Raw genomic sequence first — 22011 nt, forward strand, 5'->3', positions numbered from 1 at the left:
TGACCGCGCCGCTTCGATCGTGCTCGGAGAACATTTTCAAGCTCGTTTTTTTTACCGGGCGTCGCGGGCATGGATTGTTAGCATGTTGCATTCTGGGACAGCACTGAATCAGAACCCCCGCTGACGAAGCAGTTCGGTCAGCAGCGATGCTCTTCGCCAGTGTATTTTCTCACGACTTCCAGCGCCGCCGACACGCTGGCCATCGCTCCGGCAAGATGATCGATCGTGAGACCGACAGAGCCCCCTCGGACTGACATATGACGAATACCGGCGCAAGCCTATCCTGCCTTAGAACCAAACCGACCGCGTTTCTTGCGCTGTCGCAATTTTTTGCGTTGAAGGCGCATACGATGCCTTGCCCTGCAAGCCATCGGTCCGATATTGCCGTCAGAAAAGGCAGCGAGCGCGCCCTGCGCGCCCCCCGACCGCTGACGAAGAGCCGCACCGGAATCGCGAGACGCAGATACTTCAAGCGAAGCAATTTCGACGTGCGATTTGCGCTACGCTCGTGCGCTGAAGAACTACCGCCCGGATCACCACTCCCGTCGATGCTTGCTCAAACACCTACCCACGCGCCCCTCCTCCGACTCGCATGTTTTCGTCACGGCGAGAGCGCCGCAAACGCCGGAGATGCGACCGATGACCCGGAGTCAATTCCCTTGACGCAAAATGGACGGCCGCAGGCCGTCGCGATAAGCCTACGCTTTGCCACTGCGCCAAACCGCTTAATTTGCTCTCCCTTCCTCCGCGCCCGACAAACAGCAGCTCCGACGTTAAGCCGATTTCCGTTGACACCCACGGAGACATGGCCGATTCAGGAGTTTACGTACCTCGAGCCCGGCAAATGCGCCGGAACGGCGGCAATGCACCGGCGTCCATGGGTCGAAACATACTGGGACACATCCGATCCGACTCATGTGGACGGCCCCGGAGCGGAATCATTCGCTGCTTTCATCCAACGAGTGCGAGCCGCATTGTGCCGCCTCGCGACACTCCGCTGCTCGTCGGACTTTACGATCGCAATGTTTGGCCACGGACAGTTCTTTCAAGCGATGCGATGGCTAATTGAGACCGGCGCGGTGAACATTGATGCCAACGGGATGCGAGAGTTCCGGCTGCTCGACCAGCGCCGTCCTATTCGCAACGGAGACGGGTTTGTAGCGACGTTCGACGGCCACTTATGGATGCTGGAGCAGTGCGCCGAGACGCACCAAGGGACCACTCAAGGGGCTTAGTCCTACCCGCCGCGCCGGGGCAGGCCCTGTCCATCAATTCGGTCATCGCAGCTGAATCGCCTCCGGTACTTGCCTTGATACGTTACGTTACGATTGCCGCGTTACGTTATGTTATGAAATCGCACGGCCGACACCGTGCGCTGAAGAACTACCGCGTCTCGTCATAAGTCCGCGAACTGACCAAGCGCCGATTTGCGACAGCGCAAATTTCTTGCGCTGTCGCAAATCTTCGAGAAAGGCGCCTACCGTGTCCATTCGGCAGGATTACCCTTACGGCCTCGGCCGATCAGTTGGTCGCCGTCGACCCGTCGCTCGCTTGCTTTCCCCGGGCGATCCGAACGCGCCGGGTCGTGCATTCGCTGGGCCACCGGCATCTCCTTCACCAGGTTCACGATTTCGACGGCCAATGCCCAGCTCCCGACAGATCTCCGGTACCGCCACGCCAGCTTCCGCCCGTTTGAGCGCTTCCATGATCTGGCTATCCGTGAACTTCGACTTCTTCATTGCGTAGAACTCCCTTTGCTGGAAATTCTACTTCTGATCCCGCTTACTGGACGGGAGGATTACCCTTCGACCTGATCTAAAAGGTAAGCTCCAAGGTCGGCGAGACGACATGCGAGAAGCGGTGCCAGACTGGGAAGTAGACGAATCCGCATGGACCCCGCTCGTCGGAAATATGAAACTACCGGACCCTGACGATCAGCACGTTTTGGCAGCAGCAATCGCGGGCCACACGGACTGTATTGTGACGGCCAACCTGCGAGATTTCCCGGCCGAAATCGTCGATCCCTACGGAATCGAAGTCATCCATCCCGACCGTTTCATTATCAACCAATGGGATCCGAACCATATCGCCACCATGACGACATTCAAGGGCATGCGCGCACGGTTGAGAAACCCGAAGCCGACCCCGGAAGATTTCGCTCAAGCACTTGAACGTAACGATCCACCTCCAACCGCTCAACGTATTCGCGACGCGGCCGAGCTGATCTAGAACGCGCTCGACAATTTGGAGCGAGGATTAGGCGGGGCGGGGATTCCCGGCCATTACGCAAGCTATGATTTGTAGAGACCGACGGGCGAAAAGACCTTGATCGCAAACGAAACTGGCCCCTGCAGCTTTCCGCCGTCCTCCGCGCAGTTGACCTTGAATACGAGTTCGTTACCATCCGCGAACGCAGTAGCGCTTTCCCCCTCGAGGACCTCATGCTGCACGGTGCCGGGCCGGACGTGTTGCCAGTTGCAGTTCGTCAGGGTGACGACAACTGGGGCGAGCCGGCCGCCGGCTGTTGTTGGTGTCGCTCGCGGTCGCGGCCTATGATGTCGTCGAAGCCGACGACAAACCGCGTGAAGTCATGCGGCAAGGCGCCCTGGCCGGCGCCGGTCTTATCGGTGGCTGGGCCGCTGGCAGCGCAGCGGTTGCGGTGGGCGTGTGCGCGGCGACTGCGCCGGTGTGCGTCGGCGCGATCGCGTTCGTTGGTGGCCTGCTCGCGACCTATGGCGCTGAAGCCGGTTTCGGCTCTTTGTACCCTCGGCCGACCAGGTGATCATCGTGACGGAACCGTTGAACCTCGAACGCCGCGCCGCGGTTTGGGAAGCGCTCTCGGAACTGTTCCTCGGAAAGGAACTCCAGGACTACGATTACGCCGCGATTGCCGAGACACTGCGCGCATCCGGTTACTCACTCGACGAGCTCGAAAAGGTACTGCGCGAAGAGGTCGCACCCGTTTTTCGCAGCAATCTTTCAGCGCTCGCCGTGCCCGAAATGGAAGGGTGGGCACACGACACGGTCGTGGAAGAGATACGGGCTTACCTTGAACGCGAGAGAACCGGCATATCCCGGCTGTTGATGCGTTTTGGAACGTCCAGGGCGCTGCCAGATGCGGCGACTAAGCGGTGGCAGCGAATCAGATCTTCGCTTTCGTAACCTACCGTGAAGCGACGCTCGAGACTTGCTGGGCCGGTTCTCATGCAGGGCACAGGCCGCGCTCTCGCCTCGCGAGCAAATCAGCAATGACGTGGTTCACGGCGTCGATGATCAGCAACCAAGGGGGCCAGCAGAAACCGCGCGAAGTGGCCGCGCTGATGCCGCGCGGCCGGGCGTCGAAGGATCAGCGAACGGTTGCAGGGAAGACGATCAGTCGCTCCTCCACTACCCCTATCCCACCTCGCCCAACCCGGTCTTTATCGACAACCGCCAACTGCTGATCCAGAATCCCTACCCCGCGGCCCGAGAATCAAGCGCGCCCCAGAGCGCAGCGGAAGCCGGGACACTGCCGAGCATCATCAACCCGGGAACCGAGCCCCATGACGCAATTTGCACACGCCATCGACGCCTACATTCGCGCAAAAGACAACAATCGCCCCTATTTGATGGCGCAAGCCTTCGAGAGCGACGCGGCGCTAACCATGATCGTCGAAACCGATCAGATCTCGTTCCCCGCCGAGGCCCATGGACGAACCGAAATTGCGTCGGTGCTGGTCACGCAGTTTGCCCAGCGCTACGAGAACGTCTTCACGTTCTGCCTGAGCGCGCCGCCACCCGACGACGCAAGATCGTTCGAATGCGGCTGGCTAGTTTGCATGACGGAAAAAGAAACCGGGGCTGCACGAATCGGTTATGGCCGATACGACTGGCGGCGTGCCGACCGTTCGGCAAAAGTCTCGCGCCTTCAGATCACGATCGAGCAGATGATCGTCTTGCCCAAAGAGGCTGCCGAGCCCCTTATCCTATGGGCCCAGCAGCTTCCGTATCCGTGGTGTCTCCCCGAAAATCTAGCCAACGAGATGCCGCACATCGATGCAATACGCAACATCGTCGATGCCCTGACCGAAACCCGGCCCGAATCGGGCGATCGCGCGACACAAGCAACGCGATAAGTTTGCCATCGGCGGCGGCAATGCCCGCCCACTGCGTATGTCGGAGTCAATCACCTTTGAATCAGCCAGCGCTCCGATGGGGCTGCGCCGCGGCCTAATGCCGGTGCCTGCGCAGACGCCGAAGACAGCTTGTCGTTCATCAAAGCCCTTTGCGCAAGAAAGCATCGGCGTATTCGATGCGATTTCCCATCGCGGGGGTCCCCGCCTGCTCGAAGTCCCTCTCCCAAACCCTTGCCGCTTCGCCGGCAGTCGACGTTTGCTTGATATCGCGAATCGTCTTGCTGTAGGGCCCATCGAGCTCTTGGTTCATGTAGCCGATGTTGGCCTGAAGGCTGCCGGGGTCGAGACCGTGCTTTCTTGCATATTCGATCTCGGCCGCCTTGCGGCTCCCATCCCATTGCGCCAACCCATAGCCGGCGCCGCCCGAGCAATCGCCGTTCGGAGCACCCCGTCTGCCGCCTTGGTTGACGTTGCATTGCATCCCGCTTTCCTGCTGCATATTGCCCAGCACGCCCGCAGCCTGCGTGGGCGTCAGACCATAGCGCTGCTCGAGATCGGATGCAACGGCCTGGGCCGCGTCGTTCGACGAAATAGTGGGTACGGTGGACGATCCCTGCCGGTACGGTTGCGAGGTCCCACCGCCGCTCCACGAGCCTCCCCCGTACGACGATAAATATTTCATCAATAGCTGCCCGATGAGCTGGAGCAGCATGAGCTCTAATTGGCCGAACCCTTGGTCGCCGCCATTGGTTGGGAAAAGATCGGATACCTGCGCTTGACTCTCAGCTAACGGCACGGAAATCGTCATGACCCGCCTCTCCGCCTACACTCATCGAAGCACGATAGGAGTACGCAGCCTGCCCTCGCATGATGTCGGGCTCGCCGGAAACCAACTCGAAGGCGTATTGCCTGGTGACGGCTCGACATCGTCGAGCCAATGGCAGATCGCCTCACGTGAACCCATAATGCATTAAATGCAAAATGGGCAATGCCTGAGGTGCGAATACGCGGCTAGGCGCGCGAAGCGGGCAACCCCCCCCGTCGCCATGCGAGCGCGCCATCCGGTTCACCGCCCCGCTACGGCTTCGCAACGTGCCAAACCCCGGCAAACCCATCCCCGTTCTTCTCACCCGCCATCTTGTCGCCTGCGAAGCGATAAAGCGGATGCCCTTCATAAGTCCACTGGTGTTTGCCGTCGGCGGCGGCAATGAGCCCCCACTGTCCGCTCGGCTTGTCGTAGGCATCGGCGAGCGCGGCGGGCCATTTCGCCACGCAGCCGCCGGTGCAGGCGCTCTTGCCCGCGGTCGTGTCTTTGTCGAATGTGTAGAGCGTCATGCCTTCGTCGTCGACCACCATCCCATTCGCAATCTTCGGCGGCTCCGCGAACGATGCGGTCGATACAGCGCACGCTACGACACACAGCAAGGTCTTGATCATGATCGGTCTCCAGTTGCAATACGGGAACGCAATGACTAGGGATTCGCCCGCTCCCTGACGAATTCGACGTAAATCCTCATGTGGACATCGTCGCCAACCGCGGCAGGCCACCTCGATAGTCCGAATGCCGCTCGGCTGAAATGGCCGTCAGCCGAAAAAGCAAGCGGTCGCGCATCGCCGGGCGCGCCGCGCGGCGTTTCATCGAACGTCACGACGAGCGTAACCGGGCGCGTCGTCGTACGAATCGTCAGCTGACCCTCCAACAGGCCGCTCGAGGCGCCCGTGCGCACGAACCGCGTACTGACGAAGCGAATCGACGGGTAGCGCGCCGCGTCGAGCATCTCATCGCCTTCGACGATCCCAGCCACGAACGGCATGTTCGTTTCGAGGCTCGCCGCATCGATCGTCACGCTCACGCGCGCGGCGGCAAGGCCGTCCTCGGCCCCCGCTAGCTGCGCTCGCATACGGCCAAACCGCATCGAGAGCCGCGAGTGCCACAAGTACTTGACGTCGAACGCCACGCCCGATCGCGCGGGGTCCAGCCGATACCGCTCCAGCGCGACACTGTCGCTTGCATTGCCGCTCGCAACGGCAACGCCGAGCGCCGCGCAGGCAACGCACGTCACCCGCGCGATTGCCTTTAGCCATGCACCCAACGCACTCATGGTCCTCTCGTGGCCGCGCCAATCTTTCAGCGTCATGCGTCTTTATCGCCACTGCTCGGGCTGGCCGCCGAGATCGCCGCATACGTCCACGGCGATCGCACGCAGTCGGTCCTGCGCAATCTCTCCCGAGAGCGCATAAGCCGTCTGCCGGCTCACCCAGTAATACGTGCGGCGCTCGCCCTGGCGCCAGAGCCGAACCGGCGCCTCGCGAGGCGCCGCCGCACTCACATACAGCGCAAGTCTTTCGCCGTCGCGGCTTTCATACATGAACTGCGCGGCTGGGCCGCCGCCTATGCCCGGCAATAATCGCCCGCCGAGGAACGAATAGCCGTACTCGTCGAGAGACGGCACGGAAAGGGGGCGATTCAAGCGCTTCGAGAGCCAACCGACGAGCGCTCCCTCGCGCGAGCCCGCAACTTCAACCGCATGTTGCCGTTCAGGGGCGTAGACCGCATAGGCGAGGTCGGCCTGCCGAGCGAATGCCATCTGCGCAGCCGGTGGCGCACGATAAACCGCAAGCCCACCGGCAAACCACGCGAGCGCAGCACCCGCTGCGAGCGAGCACGCAGCCAAAGCGGCTTGCCGCCACCACGGTGTGCGTGTGCGCAGCACGATGCAGGGGCCGTTCGTTTGCGCCGCGGGATCGGCAAACAGCGCCCGCAATGCAGCGCGCTGCGCGCGGTAATGCGCGACGCGACTCGCCGCACCGGGGTCGGCAGCGAGCCGCTCGGCGACAGCCCGGCGTTCCGCTTCCGGCAGTTCGCCATCGACGAACGCCGACAGCGCGTCGAGTTCCGTTTCGCTGAAGCCATCCGGGGGCGTGGGGTGAGAATCGTCGCTCATCTGGTATTTCTCACTGCTTTCAACGAGGGCGCGTGACGCGGCGAACCATCGGCAAGCAATTGCCGCATATGCTCGCGGGCGCGCGCCAGCCGCGACATCACCGTGCCGATCGGCACGCCGAGCACTGCCGAGACCTCCTGATAACTCAACTCTTCCACGCAGGCGAGCAGAAGCACTTCCCGCTGCTCGAACGACAAGCGGTAAAGCATGCGCTGGACGTCGCGCAGCACGAGCGAGTCGACTTGGCCGCTCGGCGCCTCGAGCCCTTGCCACAGCGCATGTTCGCTATCGATCGCGGTTTCACGGCGCGCACGCAGCTGATCGATATAGAGATGGCGCAGAATCGTCAGCAACCACGCGCGCAGGTTGCTATCAGGGCGGAAAGCGCGCACGCGCGTGAGCGCACGCTCGGCCGTGTCCTGCACCAAGTCGTCTGCCCAAGCCGAATCGCCCGTCAACGCGCGCGCATACCGCCGCAACTGCGGAAGCCACCCGACGACGTCAGCTTCGAAGCTCACTGAAGAACACCTCGCTCAGTAACCACCGCTGCCGCTTCCGCCACTACTGGCGCCACTGCCATAGCCACCGCTCGTCGATTGCCCCGACGAGGACATGCCGCTCATCGATCCGCAGCCAGCGGACAACACGAGCGCAAGCACGCTGAATACGGCAAAAAGCATCCGCATCGATCTCATCTCCGCCTCCTTAGCGTCCAAGGACATGGCATAAACGGTCCGCGTACGTACCTTATTCCATGAGAGCAGAAAAAGATGGGCTCGTATGTTGGGCGCTGTCGATCCTTTGAGGCGCCGCTTCTTTTACCGGCTAAAGTTCCCGCATGTGTGGGGCGCGGATTGGAGCCGACGGTCGTATCGACGTTGCCGTGACCCACCATCCAACGCCGGCTAGCGCCGACGCATTCGAGAGGACAAAACACATGACGCGATTCGTTTTGGTGCCAGGCGGTTGGCACGGAGGTTGGGCCTTCGATGCCGTCAGCAAGCTGTTGACGAGCACGGGCCACGAAGTTCAGGCGCTCACGCTTTCAGGGCTCGGCGAAGAGGCTTCGGCCGGTATCAATCTAGACCGCCATATCGAAGACGTAGTGCAGGCGATTCGTAAGCAGGATACCCCCGCCGTTCTCGTGGGGCACTCGTACGGGGGAATGGTCATCACGGGCGCGGCGGACAAGGAACCGTCGCGTGTAGCGGCCCTCGTCTACGCCGACGCCTATGTGCCGGACAGCGGAGCATCGGTTTGGTCGCTCACCAGCCACGTCTATCGGGAACGCTTCATAGCGGGCGTGGCAGCAGACGGCTTCAATTGCACGCCCCCGGCGCATCTCGATAGCCGATGCCGGCCCCATCCCATCGCCACCTTTCTGCAAGCAATCAAGCTAACCGGCCATTGGCGCGATATCCGCAGCAAGACCTTCGTTGCCGCGTTCGGCTGGGAGGCGAGTCCGTTTCTCGACCTGTACGAGCGTCTGCGACGCGATCCTGAATGGGCCACGCATCGGCTCGATTGCGCACACGATATTCCGCGGCTAGCCCCCGAGGCATTCACCGATATTCTCTTGAAGACTTCGGCGACGATGTGAAGCCGCGCGCATGCAACATGTGCGAGGATGCGGCCTGTGGCAGGCCTACCCGACCCACTGCGTGCGAGCGTACCGACGATAGGCGCCTCGGTCAGTTGGCGTTGTGACGTGAATTCTTATAAATGCGAGGAGACCATGCCATTTCAAGCAGTTCCTGGAAGCGATGACGGATCCGGCGGCAATTTTCCGTCTGAACTGAGGACTTTTTTCAATCAATGCGGTTCCCGGCATTACCACGGATGCCTGACATTTTCCGACAGCCGCCACAGGGAGAGAGCCGTCCCCATCTTCCACGACGACTGTCTCGAAGGGAAGCCAGCGACATACACTCTCTTGCAACGGCTTCGCAAGGCGATGCGGACGAACAGCCTCGCTCACAGCTTCGAAGTCAATGCTCGCTCGATACATCAGAACGAGCATGGCTATTTGCCGTTCAAGGATGACGGGCCGGTACTCCGGCACGAGGTCAGTGCGCCGGTCATCCGGAACGCCGCGGTGACCGTCGGCGCATTGCCGCATAATCAAGCGTCGGCCGGCGCGACGACCCAAGGGCAATTCATGGAATACACGTGCCAAGACGGTATGCACGTGCAATGCCGACTCGTCGTCGACTACCGTTTCGGTTTTGTCTACATGACCTTTGGGCACTATCACGCGGATTCGTTTGCGCTACTGATCCGCTCTCCGGCAGAACTGTACTTCGAGGTCATGCCGACTCTGTCTGCGCTAGACGCCCGTTTCGTGCAATAACCGGGGCGAGGATAAATGGATGCAGGCCGGGCTTCACCGACAAGGCGGGGTCACGGCTCGCTGCCCCGACCCAACGTTTCCTGTAGAAAGGCGATAAAACTGACCAGCTTCGGTGGCAGGTGCGCATCGGGCAGATGCACCACATGTACAGGCCACGTGGGAGGCGGCCAGTCGGGAAAAAGCCGAACGAGCCGCCCCGCATCCAAATCGTCCTGCAGCATCACCTGCGGTTGCAGAATGATGCCCAATCCCGCAAGCGCGGCTTCTCGAAGCGCAAGCCCGCCGTTCACATCGAGACGACCGCGCACCGCGATGCGCTCTACGCCCTTGCCGTCGGGAGAGCGAGCGTCACCAGGTGACTCGCCTCACGCTACGTCCACCACGATTTTCCCCCGTGCGGTGCCATTCGTTATGGCGTCGTAGGCGAGTTCCGCGGATCCTAGGTCGAACCGGCGAGGATCGAGATTCGGCATGAGCTTGCCGGCTTCCGCCAGTCGTGCGGCTTCGCGCAGCATCGCTCCGTGGTGCGCGCGATGCAGGCCCGTCAGGAGCGGATAAAGCGTGAACACGCCTGAGTATGTGGCTTCGCGAAACGAGAGCGGAGCCAGCGAATGCGTGCCCCAACCCAATGCGCTGACCACATGGCCAAAATGCTTGACCGCGGCGAACGAAGCGTCGAGCGTTGCGCCGCCAACGGTGTCGACCACCACATCGAAACCTGCGCCCTGCGTCAATGATGCGACGTATTGCTCGACGGACTGCGCCCGGTAATCGATCGGCGTAGCGCCAAGACGCGCAATGAGATCTTGGTCCCCGGCGCTGCCTGTCGCGAAGACCTGTGCGCCGAGCGCGCGCGCCAGCTGCACCGAGACGTGCCCGACACCCCCTGCTCCTCCCTGCACCAGCACGGTTTGCCCCGCTTGCAAATGCGCCCGGTCGACGATGCCGGAATACGACGTGATAAACGCGAGGGGCAGTGCCGCGGCTTCGCGCATCGAGAGATTGGCCGGATGGATCGCGAGCAGATCAGTATCGACCACCGCATACTCGGCCAGCGAGCCTTGAATGCCCCCGACGCCGCCCGTCATCCCGTACACCTTGTCGCCGACATTAAAAGCGGTGACGCCGGGGCCTATGGCGTCGACAACGCCGGCCATATCGATGCCGAGCACCAGCGGCAGTGGATGTTTCGCATGCGCCGCGCTTCCGGCGCGGATCTTGGTGTCGAGCGGGTTGAGGCCGCTCGCGGCAATGCGCACCCGCACCTGACCGTGCGCGGGCTGCGGTATCGAGATTTCCGTCAATTCGAGCCGGCCGTTGTAGCGACTGAGGACGAGCGCCTGCATGGACATGGTCATTTCCTTTTCGATGGAACAAACAAGGGGATACGTGCAGAATGGACCATGCGAGAATGCATGTACATCAACGTTATCGCATGAGATCCAAACGAAAATGAATGGCATGAACTTGGACTGGAGCGACGTCCGGATCTTTTTGGCGATTGCTCGCTGCGGCACGCTGGGGGCGGCCGCAAAGCGCGTTGGACAGACCCAGCCAACCATGGGCCGCCGGTTGCGCGCGCTCGAGCAAGACCTAGGACACACGCTGTTTCAGCGCACCAGCGATGGCTTCGTCCTGACAGACGAAGGCGCGGCCGTGCTGTCCTATGCCGAGAGAATGGAAGAGGAAGCGCTTGGCTTCGCGCGGGCGCTAACCGGCAAGGAAACGCAGCTAATCGGGCTGCTGCGGGTTTCGTCGTCGGACTGGTTCGGCATACACATCCTCACGCCGGTGTTCGCGCGCTTTCTGGCAAAACACCCGGGTATCTCGCTGGAACTCGTCACGGATTCGCGCCTGTACAACCTCGCTCGGCGCGAAGCGGATCTGGTGTTCCGCATCACCCCCTTCGACGAACCCGACGTCATCCAGCGCAAGCTCATGCACATCGACTACGCGTTGTACGGGCATGTCGATCAGGTCCCGCCTTCACGCGGAGACGGTGACGGTCATAAGCTCATCAGCATGGACAGCGCGTTCGGCTCGCTGCCGGACGTCGAGTGGGTCAGGCGCATGCTGCCCAAGGCGAAGATTGTGTTTGGCAGCAACAATCGCAGCGTGCAGGCGCGCATGTGTGTCGAAGGAAGCGGCTTCGCCGTGCTGCCTTGCCCGCTTGGCGACGCCACGCCCGAACTTCGGCGAATCGATCTTGGCGAGGCGCCGCCGGGGCGCGATGTCTGGCTTGGCTATCATCGCGATCTGCGTCGCGTCGCGCGACTACGGGCACTTCTGGATGCGACGATCGAGGCGTTGGCGAGCGTTTGAGCGCGGCTCGCATTGCGCCTTGCCGCACTCGAACATGCCGGGTCCCGTTGCGCGCCGCCTCACCTCTGTTTGGGGTCCGCTATGCGTCCTCGAAGCCCGTTGACGACGACACCGCTCGCCACGCTTCTGTTTCCGCCGCAACGAAGGCACTCTTCTGTTCGATTGCCGCAAGCGTGTCGTTGCCTAGCGGCAAGCGCACAGGCGGCGTGCCGCTATCCACCAGTTTGACGACCGCTGCGGCGAGCTTCGCCGGATCGCCCGGTTGCTGGCGATTCAGCCCGCCGGCACGCGCGCGAGTCGCGCCGGAAGTCGCGGCGTAGTCGTCGATCACGTGGGGCGCTATGGCGAGCGACGAAGCGTCGAGGAAGTCCGTGCGAAAGTAGCCCGGCTCGATCACGGTCACATGAATGCCAAGCGGCGCGAGTTCCGCGTGCAGCGCTTCGGTCAGGCCTTCGACGGCGAACTTGGTCGAGCAATACGCACCGAATCCAGCCACCGCGCGAAAGCCGCCGATCGACGAGACGTTGATCACGTGGCCCGAGCGCTGCGCACGCAGCTTCGGCAAGACGGCCCGGGTAACGTTGAGCAGCCCGAACACATTGGTGTCGTACATTCTGCGCACGTCGGCATCGCTCGATTCTTCGACCGCGCCAAGCAGGCCGAAGCCCGCGTTGTTCACCAGCACGTCGATGCGGCCGAAATGCGCGACACCCATTTCCACAGCGGCGCGCGCCTGTGCTTCATCGGTCACGTCGAGTTTGACGGCAAAAACTGCCGGGTTATCGCCGAACCGTGCCGTCACGGCTTTCGTATCGCGGCCGGTTGCGATCACCGCATCGCCCGCAGCCAACGCCGCTTCTGCGATCTTGGCGCCGAGACCGCGCGCCGCGCCGGTGATCAACCATACCCGTCTGAACTGTTTCGCTTCATTCATGATCTGTGTTTCCGCTTGATGGTTGAACGGTGAACAAAGTTTAGGGAGGCACGTTGCTGCTCACTAGGCGGCAAACTGCAGATTGATAATCCAAATTCACTTGCTAATCGACCGCTCATTCGCAAGAATATTGAGCCAACCTGGAGTGCAGATGAACGAAATCCGCGCGATTTCCGTGTTCACGCGTGCAGCGGCACTCGGAAGCCTGCGCCGCGCGGCCGTTGATCTCGGCGTGTCGCCGCAGGCCGCAAGCCAGGCGCTCGCGCAACTGGAAAAAGAACTGGGCGTACGGCTCTTTCACCGTTCGACGCGCAAGCTGAGCCTGACGGAAGAAGGCCAACGCTTCCTCGATTCGGTCGAACCGGGGCTCGTGATCCTGACTCGCGCAATCGACGAAGCACGCCGTTCGCGCGAAGAGGTACGTGGCCCGCTACGGGTGAGCGCGCCACGCGCGTTCGGCGTCAAGGTCCTGTGGCCGCACATCCTGCAGTTCTCGCGGATGTATCCGGAAGTGCAGGTGGATGCGCAGTTCGACGACCGCTTCACCGATCAGATAGCGGAGCGCGTCGATGTGGGATTTCGCGGCGGCTCGCCGCCGGCCGACGGCGTCATTGCGCGACGCCTGAGCCCGATTCAGCTGATCGTCTGCGCGGCGCCCGCCTATCTAGCGCGCCACGGCAAGCCGGCATCGATCGACGCCCTGGCCGCGCACGCATGCACAGGCTACCGCCGGGCGAACACGGGACGCCTCGCGCCATGGGAATTCCAGTCGGGCGAAGAGATCGAATACCGCGAAATTCAGCCGTCCGTCTCGACCAACGACGTCGACGCCGAAACGGACGCCGTGCTGGCTGGCCTATGTATAGGCCAACTCGCGAGCTTCACGGCGGCCTCGCATATTCGCGCCGGCCGGCTCGTGCCGCTCTTGACGGAAACAGTCACACAACGCGAATCGCTATACGTTTACTACCGCAGCCGCACGGACCAGCCGCTGCGTGTGCGGCGGTTGGTGGATTTCATGATCGAGCAGATCAGTGCGAGCCGGGACTTTTATCTGACGCCATCGGAACTGCGGGAAGCCGAAGGAGAGAGTTGAACCGAAGCCGGTTCCGCAAAATACGAACGCGGCCGCTGCGCGGTCGGATCGACGTCGACACGTGGATAGTCGCTGGCGTGAACGACTCGCTCGGTTCGCCGGCAGACGACAAGATCCTGAAGTTCCTACGCAAGGCATCCGCGTCAATTCAGCCGTGTATTCTCACTCGAAACGGGTCGGTCTCCAGCAAAAGCGATCGAAAAGTTGCGCATCGAGGCAGTGCGGCTGATGATCGAGCAAAGCCGTTACCCGCCCGACGTGATCGCGAAGGAAACGGGTTTCCGCGACCGCCGCCATATGCGAGAGGCCTTCATGCGCGACTTTCACCTTCCGCCGCAAGCCATTCGGCGCAACGCGCGCGGTGCCGAGTCTCCTTAGCATCGCCTACAACCCATCCTGCCTGGATCAAGCATGGAACTTCGGCATCTTCGCTATTTCATCGCCGTCGCCGAGCTGCGCAGCGTGCGCGCCGCATCCGAGCAGTTGCACGTGACGCAGCCGGCCATCTCGCGCCAAATCCAGGATCTCGAAGAGGCCATCGGTGCGGCGCTGTTCGAACGCACGCCGCGCGGCTTGACGCTGACGCCCGCAGGCGATGCGTATCTGTCGGAGGCGCGCGACATCCTCGCTCGCGTCGATGGCGCGAACCGGCTAGCGCGCCGCATCGCATCGGGCGTGCAGGGCCACTTGCGCATCGGCTTCGTCGAAAACGCCGCGTGGAGCGGCATCGTCTCGCACGCGCCATGTCCCGTCCTGCTACGCTCATCGCCACCGATATCGACTTCGAACGCACCGGCTTCCAAACCGGCACGTTGCGTCTGCCCTATTCACACGACCGGTCGGCATACGGCCATGTGCCGATTCCCCTCGCCGTGCTCAATGCGGGCGCCGCCACCGGGCCCACCGTTCTGCTGACCGGCGGCAATCACGGCGACGAATATGAAGGCCCCGTCGCGCTGATGAAGCGGATGCAGCGCATGCCGTCGCTGTCGATACGCGGCCGCCTGATCGTCGTTCCCGGCCTGAATTTCCCGGCTTTCATCAACGGCACCCGCACCTCGCCGATCGATCACGGCAATCTGAACCGACTGTTCCCCGGCGCGCGCAACGGGCACCCCACGGAGATGATCGCGCACTACGTCGAAACGGAGCTGCTCCCGCGCGCCGACGTCGCGATCGATTTGCATGCTGCAGTGGCCTCGCCATCGTGCTCTACGGCGCCAGCGCGTGCCCTTGCACACGCATCTGTGGGTGGTCGAAATCGACTGCGCGACGATCGTCGTCGATACGGGCATCGGCAATGGCAAGGGGCGGCCGTTCAGTGCGCTGTTCGACAAGCTCGACAACCCCGTGCTCGAGCGCCTGGACGCGGCAGGGTTCAAGCGCGAGAAGATCGATTACGTGCTGCTTACGCATCTGCATGTCGATCATGTCGGCTGGAATACGCATTGGCAGGACGGTCGCTGGGCGCCCGTGTTTCCGAACGCGACGTATGTATTCGGCGAGCGCGAGCGCGATTTTTTCGCCACGCCGGAAGGGGCGCCGCGGCAAATGGTCTTCGACGATAGCGTGCTTCCGGTTATCGAAGCCGGACAGGCGCGTGTAGTGCCGGACGCGGGTGAAGAAATTCTCGATGGCATTCGCTTTCTACCGACGTTCGGCCACAGCATCGGCCACATGGCGATCGAGATACGCTCGCGCGGCGAAGCGGCGCTTTTCTCCGGCGACGTGATGCACAGCGCGGTCCAAGTGCATCGGCCGGAATGGAATTCGGTGTTCTGTCTCGATCAAGAGCAGGCGCGCGCATCGCGTCGACACTTGCTGACGTATGCCGCGGAGACGGGCGCGACGATATTTGCCGCGCACTTCGCACAGACCTCGGCGGGGACGGTCAAGCGGCTCGACAATGGCTTCGAGTGGCGCTACGCGGCCGCTTGATCCGAATCAGTGATCCAATCCCCTCGATTCAATTCACAGTTGCCGCTATCCGCGTTTGCGCAGCGGCTCGAGCAAGCCTCTCAAGCCGTTATGGTCCATCTCGTGCATCAGCGCGAGCAGCCGGCCGATGTCGCCCCGCGGAAACCCTTCGCGCGCCAGCCAATTGAGGTAGTGGCCGGGCAGATCGGCGATGAGCCGGCCCTTGTATTTGCCGAAAGGCATGGCGACGGTGACGAGGCGTTCGAGGTCTGGGGCTTGCATGCCCGATATTGTGCATCGCTTTGCGTGCCGTCGCGCCGAAAGCTGGTATTGTTTCTACCGCCCGTCGCGCTGCCCTGCTTAGGCTTTCATTTGGCCTAGCATGGCTGCATGCGCGGCAATCCTGCACAGCAAGGGATGCGCGCGCCGATGGAATCAGTCGCGTCGTCGCTGCGATCGCGCTGACGAGATTTGCACGGCTTGCATCGCATTGCGCATGCGAAAGCGAATCTCGACAGCCGGTATGGGATCCCTACGCCCGCCGCCCGCGATGAAAACAGCGGCGACCGACCGACCCAATACGTGGGAGCAAATGCGCATGGAATCAAAACACGCGAGTAGCGACGGACTCGACACCACGTATGACTCCGGGCCGGATGCCGTCGCGCGCACGGACCCGGCGTGGATCGCCCTCGTCGAAGAGATCCGCCAAGCAGTGGCGCAAGCGCAGCCCGCCGCGAGCCATGCGGCGCAGGCGCTAGCGTGGCGCTGGATCCGATCCTTGACCCTAATGACACCCCACGACTCGACCCTCGCCTTCGAGCTCCTAAGGATGCAGCTTGGCGAGCTGCCCGCCCCGCAAGTCGCGGGCATGACCGCAGCGATGCTCGCATGGATCGAGGAAGCATTCATCCACGCGCGCTGCGCGGTATTCGCGAAGTATCTCAGCGCCGCGCAGGCCGAAGAGGTGCGGCGTCGGCAGCTCGCGCCCAAGAACCGGCGAGCGAAGCCCGAGCTGATTACTGAACTGCGAGCTCACATGGAGGCTGGCACGGATGTGAGGGCTGCCCCCGTGCAGGCGATGGTCGAGCGCTGGCAGCAGCTTTTTCGCGAAAGCTTCTGCGGAGACGACGCTGTGTTGGAAGCCTGTGTTCGCGGAGCCTTGATGCGCGAACCGGATTTGTTCTTGGGCATTGGTTTCGACGAGGCGACGCTCGCCTATCTGCACAAGGCGCGCATGGTGGGCAACGACTTCACCCCCGCTGCCGCTGGACCCAAACCGAGCGCACTGACCGTGGCCATCCAGCGGGCAGCGCACCAGTTGCTCGATCGTCCGCTCGTGCTCGACGATCCGCTCGCGCTGGCGCTTCTTGGCGAAGGCGAGCAGCAGGCACTGCGCGAGAACCTCGAGAAGTTTCGTCAGCCGGTGTCCTTAGGCATGCGCAGTTCCTTGGTCGTACGCAGCCGGTTGGCCGACGACGTGTGGGGCGAGGCGCTCGAGCGCGGCGTTCGCCAATACGTCGTCCTCGGCGCGGGCTTAGATACGACCGCTTACAGGCATCCCGATGCACCGGGGCGTGTCTTCGAAGTCGATCTGCCGGCCACCCAGGAGTGGAAGCGCGCGCGCCTGCAAGAAGCCGGCCTCGCGGCGCCGCAGTCGCTGCGTTTCGTGCCGGTCGACTTCGAGCGCATCGGGCTGGCCGAAGGCTTGGCGCGCTCCGGCTTCGATCCTAGCGCCCCGGCTCATTTCAGCTGGCTGGGCGTGACGATGTATCTCGACGAGGACGCCGTCACCGAGACCTTGCGCTTCATCGCAAACTGCGCCAAGGGCAGCGCCGTGCTGTTCGAATACGCGGTGCCGCTGTCGAGCTTGCCCCCCATCATGCGCATCGCAATGGAGCAGATAACGGCGCAATTTGCCGAGCGCGGCGAGCCGTGGAAGAGCTTCTTCGAACCTGCCGCTTTGACCGAGACGTTGACTAAGCTCGGCTTCAGCGGCAGCATGAGCTGGACCGCGAGCGAGTTGAACGAGCGCTATCTCGCGAACCGCGCGGATGGGTTGAAGCTCGGCGCGCCACCGACGCGGCTCGTTCTGGCAACGGTCTGATCTGGGTGTGCCCATGCATCACCCGTCACCAGGTGGGTGATGCAATCGGGCGATGCAAGCCGCTTCATCGTTTGCAGCCCGCGCCCGATTCAGGCGGCGCATCCGCCGCGCCTTGCGGCGGCATAATATTTCGATTATATTGGAAATATGGAAGAGAACGAAGTCATCCGCGCCCTTGCGGCGCTGGCTCACGAGTTGCGCTTGCGCGTGTTCCGGATGCTCGTCGTCGCGGGACCGGGCGGCCTGACGCCGGGTGCCATTGCGGGCGAGCTCGATATCCCCAATGCAACCCTCTCCTTTCATCTGAAGGAGTTGATGCACGCAGGCCTCGTCACTCAGCAGCGCGACGGGCGCAGCCTGATCTATCGGACCGCGTTCGAGCGAATGAACGCGCTGCTGGGCTTCCTCACGGAAAACTGTTGTCAGGGCGAGGCTTGCCTCGCGCCGAGCGCCGATTCCTGCAAGTGCTGAAAGGAGCACCCTCATGAAGCGATTTCACGTCCATGTTCACGTCGACGATCTGGCACAGAGCGTCGCGTTTTATACGAAGCTGTTCGCGGCCGAGCCGGCAAAGCTCGAAGCGGACTACGCCAAATGGATGCTGGACGATCCTCGCATCAACTTTGCGATTTCGACTCGTGGCACGAAAACCGGCGTAGACCATCTGGGCTTTCAGGTGGAGGAGGCCGCAGACCTCGCCGACCTCGCGCAGAGAGCGAAGGCCGCCGATATGGCCTTGCTGGACCAGGGCGAAACCACATGTTGCTATGCGCGCAGCGACAAGCACTGGATCGTCGATCCGCAGGGTATCGCTTGGGAACACTTTCATACGCTGGATAACGTTCCGGTTTTTGGCGGCGGCAGTCAGCAGACGTCATCCTCGCGTGCATCGGTTTGCTGCGCCTCACCGGGCAAAGCCGCCGACGACTCTGTCAAACCGGCCGGATCCGCCTGCTGTTGAGCCCACTTCACGACGATCAGGCGAAGCCCGCAATGACGACGAACGTACTCATTCTCTGCACCCATAATTCCGCGCGCAGCGTGCTTGCCGAAGGCATGTTGAACCACTGGGCAAGCAAGCTGGGCAAGGATGTGCGCGCCTACAGCGCCGGCAGCGCGCCGAGCGGGCGCATCAATCCGTTCGCGCTCGAAGCGCTGTCCAATGCGGGCGTCGATACCGCCGGCTATCGGAGCAAAAGCTGGGATGAATTCGCCGCCGACGATGCGCCGCGAATGCGTATCGTCGTTACGGTGTGCGACAGCGCGGCCGCGGAGCAATGTCCGCTTTGGCCTGCAAGCCCCGTCAAGGTTCACTGGGGCTACCCCGATCCGTCCAATGCGCCTGGCGGCGACGAGGGCAAACGGCAGGCGTTCGAACTCACACGCCAGGCGATCGGCTACCGCATGCTGCAGTTGCTCGCACTTCCGCTCGATCGTTTAAGCGACACCGAGCTTCGACACGCGTTGAACGGCATTCAAACGCGCTGAACCGCCGGACCTGCCCAAAAAATCTCATGACCGCCACTCACGTCACGCCTTCGAAAAAGTCCCTGGCGAAAGCGCCCATCAGCTTCTTCGAGCGATACCTCTCCGTCTGGGTTGCCTTATGCATCGTCGCCGGGATCGTCTTCGGCCAGTTGCTCCCCGGTGTGTTCCAGGCGATCGGTCGAATGGAATACGCGCACGTCAATCTACCGGTCGGTCTGCTGATCTGGATCATGATCATTCCGATGCTGGTCAAGGTGGACTTCAGCGCGTTGCATGAAGTTCGTCAGCACGTCAAAGGCATCGCCGTCACGTTGATCGTGAACTGGCTCGTCAAGCCGTTCTTGATGGCGTTTCTCGCCTGGCTGTTCGTCAAGCACCTGTTCGCGCCGATGCTGCCTGCCGCGCAACTGGACAGTTACGTCGCAGGCCTCATCCTGCTCGCCGCCGCGCCCTGCACGGCGATGGTGTTCGTCTGGAGCCGGCTTACGGGCGGCGATCCGTTGTTCACGCTGTCGCAGGTGGCGCTGAACGACAGCATCATGGTGATCGCTTTCGCGCCGCTCGTCGGGTTGCTGCTCGGCATTTCCGCCATTACCGTGCCATGGGCCACGCTGCTCACCTCGGTTGTCCTCTATATCGTGATTCCGGTGATGCTCGCGCAGATGCTGCGCAAGGCACTGCTGCGCAGGGGACAAGCCGCATTCGATGCGGCGATGGAAACGATCGGGCCTTGGTCGATCACGGCGTTGCTTGCGACGCTCGTGCTGCTGTTCGCATTTCAAGGCGAGGCGATCCTCGAGCAACCGCTCGTGATCGCCCTGCTCGCGGTGCCCATTCTGATCCAGGTGCTGTTCAACTCGGCGCTCGCGTACTGGCTCAACCGAGCGGTCGGCGAAAAGCACAACGTCGCCTGTCCGTCTGCACTCATCGGCGCGTCCAACTTCTTCGAGCTCGCGGTCGCCGCCGCCATCAGCCTATTCGGCTTCAATTCCGGCGCGGCGCTGGCAACCGTGGTGGGTGTGCTGATCGAAGTACCCGTCATGCTGCTCGTGGTGCGCATCGTCAATCGTTCGAAAGGCTGGTACGAACGCGCCTGAGGTGTATTCGATGAAACGCTCGTCCATCGTGGTTATCGCAGCCTCGGCCGCCGTCTTGTTCGGCGCCGCTGTGCTCGCGCCGCCCGCTATTGCCGAAACCACCGCACGCCAGAGCGATGTCGCGCGACGCGGATCGCAGGTGATGCCGTTTTCCCTTACCGCGACCACTCACGTCTTTACGAAGACGGCAGACGGCGGAATCCAGCAGGTACTCACGAAAAAGCGCCCGGACCCGAAGCAGGTCGCATTGATTCGCGCCCATCTTGCGGCGATCGCCCAGGACTTTGCGGCAGGGCATTTCGATGCACCGGAGCAGATTCACGGCAACGACATGCCGGGCCTGCGGGCGTTACGTGCGGCACGGCAGGGCGAGCTCGATATTCACTATCGGGACGTGCCCGATGGTGGCGAAGTCGCCTATCGCAGCCGCAACCCTCGCCTCGTCGCAGCGATCCATGAATGGTTCGACGCGCAGGTGTCCGACCACGGCCGCGACGCGATGGCAGGGCATCAGGGGGGCATGATGCAACATCATGGGTCCGATGGCTCGATGCAGAAGTAGAAGGCGGCACTGACAGCTAAATGGCAGTCATCGACGTTGCCGCCTTGATACCCTGCTTTTGTGCTTGCGCGGCGCATCGGCCACCGCACAGCCCGCGCCCCCGCCATCCCCCCTCTCTCAAGCAGGAGAATAGCGCCCATGCTCGAACTGCGCCCAGGATGCGAATGCTGCGACAAAGATCTCCCGCCCCAAGCCGAAGACGCACGAATCTGCTCATTCGAATGCACGTTCTGCGCCGAGTGCGCGACGAACGTCCTGCACGGCGCCTGCCCCAATTGCGGCGGCGAGTTGGTCCCGCGGCCACGCCGCCCCGCGACCAAGTTGGCCAACAATCCCCCATCGAGCAAGCGGGTCTTCAATCCCGAATGCGGCAAGGCAACCTGAGCGTAGGAGCGGCCAGCGTCCACCGGACGCGACCATGAACCGCGGTTCGCTTCTTCGCAAACCCTTGACATATATCACTCGGCCCCGCGCCGAGCGCTGCAACAATACGCCGATCCTGGTCCCCGAGCGTATCGAGCATGCCTCCGTCATTAGCCCCGCAAGACATCGGCTTCGCCGACCCCATGAAGCAGTTGCTGGGTTGTCATGCCGACATTCGCCGTTTCTCGGGCCTAATGCTGCGGCTCGATATCCATCTCATCCATTACGGGCCCGACGATACGGCGCGCTCGACGGCGCATGACATCCTCGCCTATTTCGAGCAGGAGGTGCCCCTGCACCACGCCGATGAGCGCGGCGACTTGTTTCCCACGCTGCGTCGTCTCGGCGACACCGACATCGTGCAATCGCTCGACGCCCTCGACGCCGAGCACGAATCGCTGATGCGCACCTGGCGCGCCGTGCGCGCTTGGCTGCAAGGGGTGCGGGACCGACGCCCATCGAAGCGCCCCGACGTGCTCGGCAAATTCGCCGCGCGCTACCCCGCCTATGCCGACCGCGAAGAACGCGAAGTATTCGGCGCCATCCTGCGGCTGCCGCGCGATCAGATTTTGTCGCTCGCCGACGGCATGCGCAGACGCAGGACGTTGCACGGCGCCGGCTGAACGCACCGCCGTACCGCTGCAACAACGTCTTC

26 protein-coding genes and 5 pseudogenes are annotated in these 22011 nt (G+C 62.5%); 20 read left to right on the plus strand and 11 right to left on the minus strand.

The genetic code is table 11. From position 1 onward, the window contains the following. Positions 1-1640 precede the first annotated feature (1640 nt). Positions 1641-1739: pseudogene (locus MMB74_RS05885) on the minus strand (transposase); the annotation flags it as partial. 109 nt (positions 1740-1848) lie between these two features. On the opposite strand from MMB74_RS05885, the gene MMB74_RS05890 reads away from it, so the two are divergent. From MMB74_RS05890 to MMB74_RS05905, 4 genes are all read left to right on the plus strand, one after another. After that, positions 1849-2229, plus strand: coding sequence for a PIN domain-containing protein (locus tag MMB74_RS05890; RefSeq protein WP_277427654.1), 381 nt, complete (start codon positions 1849-1851; stop codon positions 2227-2229). A gap of 301 nt (positions 2230-2530) precedes the next feature. Continuing rightward, positions 2531-2782 (plus strand): hypothetical protein, encoded by a 252-nt coding sequence (locus MMB74_RS05895; protein WP_277427655.1) that lies wholly within the window; start codon positions 2531-2533, stop codon positions 2780-2782. Then, a complete protein-coding gene (locus MMB74_RS05900; RefSeq protein WP_277427656.1) occupies positions 2779-3162 on the plus strand; it encodes a hypothetical protein in 384 nt (127 codons plus the stop codon). The genes MMB74_RS05895 and MMB74_RS05900 overlap by 4 nt, the downstream gene beginning before the upstream one ends. A 380-nt stretch (positions 3163-3542) precedes the next feature. After that, positions 3543-4115, plus strand: coding sequence for a hypothetical protein (locus tag MMB74_RS05905; protein ID WP_277427657.1), 573 nt, complete (start codon positions 3543-3545; stop codon positions 4113-4115). 139 nt (positions 4116-4254) lie between these two features. Here the strand turns inward: MMB74_RS05905 and MMB74_RS05910 are convergent, their stop codons facing one another. The 6 genes from MMB74_RS05910 to MMB74_RS05935 form a co-directional block, all read right to left on the minus strand. Then, the gene (locus MMB74_RS05910) at positions 4255-4923 is read right to left on the minus strand and encodes a phage tail tip lysozyme (RefSeq protein WP_277427658.1); all 669 of its coding nucleotides are present in this window, start codon (positions 4921-4923) and stop codon (positions 4255-4257) included. Positions 4924-5192: 269 nt separating this feature from the next. Further along, positions 5193-5552 (minus strand): hypothetical protein, encoded by a 360-nt coding sequence (locus MMB74_RS05915; RefSeq protein WP_277427659.1) that lies wholly within the window; start codon positions 5550-5552, stop codon positions 5193-5195. Positions 5553-5587: 35 nt separating this feature from the next. After that, positions 5588-6217, minus strand: a complete 630-nt coding sequence (locus tag MMB74_RS05920; RefSeq protein WP_277427660.1) for a YceI family protein — start codon at positions 6215-6217, stop codon at positions 5588-5590. Positions 6218-6259: 42 nt separating this feature from the next. Continuing rightward, positions 6260-7060, minus strand: a complete 801-nt coding sequence (locus MMB74_RS05925; protein WP_277427661.1) for an anti-sigma factor — start codon at positions 7058-7060, stop codon at positions 6260-6262. After that, entirely contained in the window at positions 7057-7578 is a 522-nt protein-coding gene (locus tag MMB74_RS05930) for a sigma-70 family RNA polymerase sigma factor (RefSeq protein ID WP_277427662.1), read from the minus strand. The genes MMB74_RS05925 and MMB74_RS05930 overlap by 4 nt, the downstream gene beginning before the upstream one ends. A 15-nt stretch (positions 7579-7593) precedes the next feature. Then, positions 7594-7755 carry a hypothetical protein gene (locus MMB74_RS05935; RefSeq protein WP_277427663.1) on the minus strand — a complete coding sequence of 54 codons (162 nt, stop codon included), beginning with the start codon at positions 7753-7755 and terminating at the stop codon, positions 7594-7596. A 242-nt stretch (positions 7756-7997) separates the two neighbouring features. Here MMB74_RS05935 and MMB74_RS05940 point away from each other — a divergent pair, with 242 nt between their 5' ends. Both MMB74_RS05940 and MMB74_RS05945 read left to right on the plus strand, forming a co-directional pair. Beyond that, the gene (locus tag MMB74_RS05940; protein WP_277427664.1) at positions 7998-8660 is read left to right on the plus strand and encodes an alpha/beta hydrolase; all 663 of its coding nucleotides are present in this window, start codon (positions 7998-8000) and stop codon (positions 8658-8660) included. Positions 8661-9014: 354 nt separating this feature from the next. Beyond that, positions 9015-9410 carry a hypothetical protein gene (locus tag MMB74_RS05945; RefSeq protein WP_277427665.1) on the plus strand — a complete coding sequence of 132 codons (396 nt, stop codon included), beginning with the start codon at positions 9015-9017 and terminating at the stop codon, positions 9408-9410. Between the two features lie 50 nt (positions 9411-9460). Here MMB74_RS05945 and MMB74_RS05950 read toward each other — a convergent pair whose 3' ends face one another. Together MMB74_RS05950 and MMB74_RS05955 are read right to left on the minus strand one after the other, a co-directional pair. Further along, entirely contained in the window at positions 9461-9718 is a 258-nt protein-coding gene (locus MMB74_RS05950; RefSeq protein WP_277427666.1) for a LysR substrate-binding domain-containing protein, read from the minus strand. 57 nt (positions 9719-9775) lie between these two features. Beyond that, positions 9776-10762 (minus strand): zinc-dependent alcohol dehydrogenase family protein, encoded by a 987-nt coding sequence (locus MMB74_RS05955; protein WP_277427735.1) that lies wholly within the window; start codon positions 10760-10762, stop codon positions 9776-9778. 100 nt (positions 10763-10862) lie between these two features. Between MMB74_RS05955 and MMB74_RS05960 the strand changes: the two genes are divergently transcribed. After that, positions 10863-11732 (plus strand): LysR family transcriptional regulator, encoded by an 870-nt coding sequence (locus MMB74_RS05960; protein ID WP_277427667.1) that lies wholly within the window; start codon positions 10863-10865, stop codon positions 11730-11732. 79 nt (positions 11733-11811) lie between these two features. Here the strand turns inward: MMB74_RS05960 and MMB74_RS05965 are convergent, their stop codons facing one another. Then, complete coding sequence (locus MMB74_RS05965; RefSeq protein WP_277427668.1) at positions 11812-12666, minus strand: oxidoreductase; 855 nt, start codon at positions 12664-12666, stop codon at positions 11812-11814. Positions 12667-12817: 151 nt separating this feature from the next. Between MMB74_RS05965 and MMB74_RS05970 the strand changes: the two genes are divergently transcribed. The 5 genes and pseudogenes from MMB74_RS05970 to MMB74_RS05990 all read left to right on the plus strand — a co-directional run. Next, entirely contained in the window at positions 12818-13762 is a 945-nt protein-coding gene (locus MMB74_RS05970) for a LysR family transcriptional regulator (protein ID WP_277427669.1), read from the plus strand. A gap of 138 nt (positions 13763-13900) precedes the next feature. Next, positions 13901-14140: pseudogene (locus tag MMB74_RS05975) on the plus strand (helix-turn-helix domain-containing protein); the annotation flags it as partial. Positions 14141-14173: 33 nt separating this feature from the next. Further along, a pseudogene (locus MMB74_RS05980) lies at positions 14174-14497 on the plus strand (LysR family transcriptional regulator); the annotation flags it as partial. A gap of 8 nt (positions 14498-14505) precedes the next feature. Then, a pseudogene (locus tag MMB74_RS05985) lies at positions 14506-14952 on the plus strand (succinylglutamate desuccinylase/aspartoacylase family protein); the annotation flags it as partial. A gap of 31 nt (positions 14953-14983) precedes the next feature. Continuing rightward, positions 14984-15700, plus strand: a pseudogene (locus MMB74_RS05990) (MBL fold metallo-hydrolase); the annotation flags it as partial. Positions 15701-15745: 45 nt separating this feature from the next. Here the strand turns inward: MMB74_RS05990 and MMB74_RS05995 are convergent. Further along, entirely contained in the window at positions 15746-15961 is a 216-nt protein-coding gene (locus MMB74_RS05995; RefSeq protein WP_277427670.1) for a DUF3820 family protein, read from the minus strand. Between the two features lie 316 nt (positions 15962-16277). Here MMB74_RS05995 and MMB74_RS06000 point away from each other — a divergent pair, with 316 nt between their 5' ends. From MMB74_RS06000 to MMB74_RS06035, 8 genes are all read left to right on the plus strand, one after another. Continuing rightward, the gene (locus MMB74_RS06000; RefSeq protein WP_277427671.1) at positions 16278-17786 is read left to right on the plus strand and encodes an SAM-dependent methyltransferase; all 1509 of its coding nucleotides are present in this window, start codon (positions 16278-16280) and stop codon (positions 17784-17786) included. A gap of 147 nt (positions 17787-17933) precedes the next feature. After that, on the plus strand, positions 17934-18257 hold the full coding sequence (locus MMB74_RS06005) for a metalloregulator ArsR/SmtB family transcription factor (RefSeq protein WP_277427672.1): 324 nt from the start codon (positions 17934-17936) through the stop codon (positions 18255-18257). 13 nt (positions 18258-18270) lie between these two features. Beyond that, complete coding sequence (locus MMB74_RS06010) at positions 18271-18747, plus strand: ArsI/CadI family heavy metal resistance metalloenzyme (RefSeq protein WP_277427673.1); 477 nt, start codon at positions 18271-18273, stop codon at positions 18745-18747. Between the two features lie 32 nt (positions 18748-18779). Next, the gene (locus MMB74_RS06015; protein WP_277427674.1) at positions 18780-19274 is read left to right on the plus strand and encodes an arsenate reductase ArsC; all 495 of its coding nucleotides are present in this window, start codon (positions 18780-18782) and stop codon (positions 19272-19274) included. Between the two features lie 26 nt (positions 19275-19300). Next, positions 19301-20371, plus strand: a complete 1071-nt coding sequence (gene arsB / locus MMB74_RS06020) for an ACR3 family arsenite efflux transporter (protein ID WP_277427675.1) — start codon at positions 19301-19303, stop codon at positions 20369-20371. A gap of 10 nt (positions 20372-20381) precedes the next feature. Beyond that, the gene (locus tag MMB74_RS06025; RefSeq protein ID WP_277427676.1) at positions 20382-20933 is read left to right on the plus strand and encodes an aspartate carbamoyltransferase; all 552 of its coding nucleotides are present in this window, start codon (positions 20382-20384) and stop codon (positions 20931-20933) included. Between the two features lie 138 nt (positions 20934-21071). Further along, on the plus strand, positions 21072-21317 hold the full coding sequence (locus MMB74_RS06030) for a DUF1272 domain-containing protein (RefSeq protein WP_277427677.1): 246 nt from the start codon (positions 21072-21074) through the stop codon (positions 21315-21317). 137 nt (positions 21318-21454) lie between these two features. Beyond that, entirely contained in the window at positions 21455-21979 is a 525-nt protein-coding gene (locus tag MMB74_RS06035) for a hemerythrin domain-containing protein (RefSeq protein WP_277427678.1), read from the plus strand. The last annotated feature ends 32 nt before the right edge of the window (positions 21980-22011 follow it).

The sequence above is a fragment of the Trinickia sp. Y13 genome (assembly GCF_029522115.1).
Classification (GTDB): domain Bacteria; phylum Pseudomonadota; class Gammaproteobacteria; order Burkholderiales; family Burkholderiaceae; genus Trinickia.

Bases quoted from the DNA above. Each gene is read 5' to 3' on its own strand.
- MMB74_RS05960 (WP_277427667.1), top strand. From the start codon at position 10,863: ATGAATGGCATGAACTTGGACTGGAGCGACGTCCGGATCTTTTTGGCG.
- MMB74_RS05945 (WP_277427665.1), top strand. From the start codon at position 9,015: ATGCGGACGAACAGCCTCGCTCACAGCTTCGAAGTCAATGCTCGCTCG.
- MMB74_RS05935 (WP_277427663.1), bottom strand. From the start codon at position 7,755: ATGAGATCGATGCGGATGCTTTTTGCCGTATTCAGCGTGCTTGCGCTC.
- MMB74_RS06010 (WP_277427673.1), top strand. From the start codon at position 18,271: ATGAAGCGATTTCACGTCCATGTTCACGTCGACGATCTGGCACAGAGC.
- MMB74_RS05905 (WP_277427657.1), top strand. From the start codon at position 3,543: ATGACGCAATTTGCACACGCCATCGACGCCTACATTCGCGCAAAAGAC.
- MMB74_RS06005 (WP_277427672.1), top strand. From the start codon at position 17,934: ATGGAAGAGAACGAAGTCATCCGCGCCCTTGCGGCGCTGGCTCACGAG.
- MMB74_RS06030 (WP_277427677.1), top strand. From the start codon at position 21,072: ATGCTCGAACTGCGCCCAGGATGCGAATGCTGCGACAAAGATCTCCCG.
- MMB74_RS06035 (WP_277427678.1), top strand. From the start codon at position 21,455: ATGCCTCCGTCATTAGCCCCGCAAGACATCGGCTTCGCCGACCCCATG.
- MMB74_RS05970 (WP_277427669.1), top strand. From the start codon at position 12,818: ATGAACGAAATCCGCGCGATTTCCGTGTTCACGCGTGCAGCGGCACTC.
- MMB74_RS05915 (WP_277427659.1), bottom strand. From the start codon at position 5,552: ATGATCAAGACCTTGCTGTGTGTCGTAGCGTGCGCTGTATCGACCGCA.
- MMB74_RS05965 (WP_277427668.1), bottom strand. From the start codon at position 12,666: ATGAATGAAGCGAAACAGTTCAGACGGGTATGGTTGATCACCGGCGCG.
- MMB74_RS05940 (WP_277427664.1), top strand. From the start codon at position 7,998: ATGACGCGATTCGTTTTGGTGCCAGGCGGTTGGCACGGAGGTTGGGCC.
- MMB74_RS05910 (WP_277427658.1), bottom strand. From the start codon at position 4,923: ATGACGATTTCCGTGCCGTTAGCTGAGAGTCAAGCGCAGGTATCCGAT.
- MMB74_RS06000 (WP_277427671.1), top strand. From the start codon at position 16,278: ATGGAATCAAAACACGCGAGTAGCGACGGACTCGACACCACGTATGAC.
- arsB (WP_277427675.1), top strand. From the start codon at position 19,301: ATGACCGCCACTCACGTCACGCCTTCGAAAAAGTCCCTGGCGAAAGCG.
- MMB74_RS05890 (WP_277427654.1), top strand. From the start codon at position 1,849: ATGCGAGAAGCGGTGCCAGACTGGGAAGTAGACGAATCCGCATGGACC.
- MMB74_RS05995 (WP_277427670.1), bottom strand. From the start codon at position 15,961: ATGCAAGCCCCAGACCTCGAACGCCTCGTCACCGTCGCCATGCCTTTC.
- MMB74_RS05955 (WP_277427735.1), bottom strand. From the start codon at position 10,762: ATGTCCATGCAGGCGCTCGTCCTCAGTCGCTACAACGGCCGGCTCGAA.
- MMB74_RS06015 (WP_277427674.1), top strand. From the start codon at position 18,780: ATGACGACGAACGTACTCATTCTCTGCACCCATAATTCCGCGCGCAGC.
- MMB74_RS06025 (WP_277427676.1), top strand. From the start codon at position 20,382: ATGAAACGCTCGTCCATCGTGGTTATCGCAGCCTCGGCCGCCGTCTTG.
- MMB74_RS05925 (WP_277427661.1), bottom strand. From the start codon at position 7,060: ATGAGCGACGATTCTCACCCCACGCCCCCGGATGGCTTCAGCGAAACG.
- MMB74_RS05920 (WP_277427660.1), bottom strand. From the start codon at position 6,217: ATGAGTGCGTTGGGTGCATGGCTAAAGGCAATCGCGCGGGTGACGTGC.